The organism is Streptomyces sp. NRRL S-495 (assembly GCF_000966955.1).
GTDB classification, from domain to species: Bacteria; Actinomycetota; Actinomycetes; order Streptomycetales; family Streptomycetaceae; genus Kitasatospora; species Kitasatospora purpeofusca.
The window spans coordinates 1-2,475 of the sequence record NZ_JZWY01000170.1; the positions used below are offsets into that span (position 1 = coordinate 1).

Consider the following 2,475-nt stretch of genomic DNA (forward strand, 5'->3'; position numbering starts at 1 on the left):
GTGCCGGAACTCCTCGGTGCCGCCGGCCAGGCCGCTGCCGTCGAGCCGGAAGCTGACCTTCTGGATGCCGTGGCCGGCGATCAGCAGCCCGGTCACCAGGCGGAGAATGAGCAGACCGGTGTCCATGGTCCGGTTCCGTTTCCCGCTCAGCCCGCGGCGTGCGGGTCGATCATGGACTGCGCGTAGACCACGCCCGTCCCGTACGCGCCGCCGTGCTCCTTGACCACGTCCAGGGTGTCCGCGTAGGTCTCGGTGCGGGCCCAGTCGCGCTGGAGCTCCAGCAGCACCTGGAGCCAGGTGACCGGCACCGCGCCGGCCGCGGTCATCCGCTGGAGGGCGTGCTCGTGCGCGGCCGGCGTGACACCGGCGGAGGCGTCGGCGACCACGTAGACCTGGTAGCCCTGGGCGAGCGCGGACAGCGCCGGCAGGACCAGGCAGACCTCGGTCCAGAGGCCGGAGAGCACGATCTTGCGGCGGCCGGTGGCCTTGACGGCCTCGACCAGCGCGGCGTCCTCCCAGGCGTTCATCGAGGTGCGGTCCACGACCTCGTGGTTCGGGAAGACGGCGCGCAGCTGCGGCAGTATCGGGCCGGAGAAGGACTCGGCCGCGACGGTGGAGAGCACCACCGGGACGTCGAAGACCCGGGCGGCCTTGGCCAGACCGACAGTCGCGTTGATGACCCCGGCCCGGTCGGCGCTCGCGGCGCCGAAGAACATCTGCGGTTGGTGGTCGACGAACAGCATCAGCGCGTTGTCGGGCGAGATGAGGTCCGGGCTGGGCCGGGCCGAGACGTCGGCGAGGTCGAAGGCGAGGTCGGTCACGGTCAACTCCTTGAGAGGGGGCGGTCGGATTCGGACCGCCGGGTCAGGTCTGTCGGTCGGGTCGGGCTCGGTATGCCGGTCGGGCTCGGTATGCCGGTCGGGTCAGGTCGGGCTCGGTATGCCGGTCCGGTCAGGTCGGGCTCGGTATGCCGGCCGGGTGGTGTCGGACGGGCGAGCGGTGGGTCAGCCCCCGTAGCAGGGGTCGACGAAGCCGGCCGGGCCGGCGGGTTCGAGCCCGCGGGCGAGCCGCCACCGGTACTGCTCCTCGGCGCCGGCCGCCACCTCGGCCAGGCGGTCGCCCTGCCGGGCACCGGAGGCCGAGGGCGGCGGCGAGGCCTGGTATCCCCCGAAGCGGGCGACCGGGCTCCAGGCGGGGCTGATCGGCGGCGCCGCCTCGTCCAGGCCCTCGTACTCGGCCACCGCGTGGACGAGCCGGCCGCCCACCACGGTGAGTACGGACTCGATGTGCGGGATGTCCTCGGCGGGGACGGTGAAGTAGTCGTGGGAGAGCACCGCGAAGTCCGCGAGGAAGCCTTCCTTCAGCAGCCCCTTCACCTCCTCCTCGCCGGTGATCCGGGCGCCGCCGCGGGTGTAGAGCTCCAGCGCGCCCTCCCGGGAGAGCAGCCGCTGCGGCGGGTAGAGCGCGCGACCGCCGACGGTCCGTCCGGTCACCAGCCAGTGCAGGGCCACCCAGGGGTTGTAGGAGGAGACCCGGGTGGCGTCCGTGCCGGCCGCGACCGGCAGGCCGAGCGCCAGCATCTCGGTCACCGGAGGGGTGCGGGCGGCCGCCGCGGCACCGTAGCGGTCGACGAACGCCGAACCCTGGAAGGACATCCGGTTCTGCACGCTGATCGCTCCGCCGAGTGCGGCGATCCGGTCCAGGCTGTGCGGGGAGACGGTCTCGGCGTGGTCGAAGAGCCAGCGGCTGCCGGCCGGGAACAGCCCGTCCGCGGCGAGCTTCTCGAAGACCGCGAGGTCGCGCCGGATCGTCTCGTCGTACGTCGCGTGCAGCCGGAAGCCCCAGCCATGCTCCATCAGCAGCCGCACGGCCTGCTCGAACCGGCCCTCGTAGCCGGCCTCCAGCTCGGGCCGGGGCTCGCTGAAGTTCTCGAAGTCGGCGGCGGCCCAGGTGAGGTTCTCCCCCGCGCCGTTCAGCCGCAGCCACTCGTCGCCCTCGTCGGGCCGCACCGTCTCGACCCAGCGGCGCAGGTCGTCGAGCTCCTGTCCGGCCGTCTGCGGGAACAGGTGATAGGCGATGCGCAGCGTGAGCAGCCCCTCGCGGGCCAGCTCGATGACGGTGGCGTAGTTGTCGGGGAAATTCTGGAAACCGCCGGCGGCGTCCACCGCCGAGGTGAGGCCGAAGCGGTTCAGCTCGCGCAGGAAGTGCCGGGTGGAGGTCTTGCGGTCCGCCTCGTCCAGCGCGGGCGCCTTCGCCAGGGTCGAGTACAGCACGAGCGCGCCGGGGGCGGCCAGCAGGACGCCGTTGGGTTCGCCGTCGCGGCCCCGGACGATCTGCCCGCCGCGCGGATCAGGGGTGTCGCGGGTGAATCCGGCCGCGCGCACGGCGGCCCGGTTCAGGATCGCCGACTGGTAGAGGTGCAGGACGAAGACCGGGGTGTCCGGCGCGGCGGCGTTGAGCTCCGCCGGGGTGGGC

2 protein-coding genes and 1 pseudogene are annotated in these 2,475 nt (G+C 73.1%); all 3 read right to left on the reverse strand.

The window, feature by feature from the left end:
- Nucleotides 1-126: pseudogene (locus VR45_RS11025) on the reverse strand (DoxX protein); the annotation flags it as partial.
- A 20-nt stretch (nucleotides 127-146) separates the two neighbouring features.
- Nucleotides 147-821 carry a hydrolase gene (locus VR45_RS11030; protein ID WP_045939526.1) on the reverse strand — a complete coding sequence of 225 codons (675 nt, stop codon included), beginning with the start codon at nucleotides 819-821 and terminating at the stop codon, nucleotides 147-149.
- A gap of 183 nt (nucleotides 822-1,004) precedes the next feature.
- Nucleotides 1,005-2,475 (reverse strand): amidohydrolase (locus VR45_RS11035; RefSeq protein ID WP_045939527.1); only part of this gene is annotated, 1,471 nt, incomplete at its 5' end.